Below are 506 nucleotides of genomic sequence, written 5' to 3' on the forward strand. Positions count from 1 at the left end.
CTGCGCGACGTCGCTTCGCGGTGGGTCGTCGCGACGCGGACGGGCCCGGTGCCCGCCGGCCTGCTCGCGGACCGTCCCGTCGAGGAGCGCACGCGCACAGGCTGGTCGGTGACGTGGGCCGTGCCGCGGTCGCCCGCGGCCGCCGGCGCCCACGCGGGGACGCCCGCCCCGTCCTGGCCGGCGGTGGTCCACGCCCCGACTCCGACCGACGACCCGTGCACGCTGCCGGCCCTGCTCCTCGCGACGTTCCCGCTGGACCCCTCGCGCCGCCGCGTGGCGCCCGGCGGCCTGACCGACCTGCTCGTCGCCGAGGCGGGTGCCGCTTGGGCGGACCTGCTCGTCGCCTGCCACCGTGCCGGCCCTGCCGACAGCGCGGAGGGGACCGACGGTGCCGCGAGTGCCGAGAGTGCCCAAGGAGCTCCTGCACCCCTGGACCTCGTGCCCGCGGGGCTGCCCGCCGGGCCGCTGGACGCCGCCCTCCGCGCCGCCGCGCTCGCGGCCGCGGC

At 80.8% G+C, this 506-nt stretch carries 1 pseudogene; it reads left to right on the forward strand.

Annotated features, from left to right (window positions below):
* Positions 1-506, forward strand: a pseudogene (locus N866_RS21815) (hypothetical protein); the annotation flags it as partial.

This window comes from Actinotalea ferrariae CF5-4, assembly GCF_000603945.1.
In the GTDB taxonomy this organism is placed as follows: Bacteria; Actinomycetota; Actinomycetes; order Actinomycetales; family Cellulomonadaceae; genus Actinotalea; species Actinotalea ferrariae.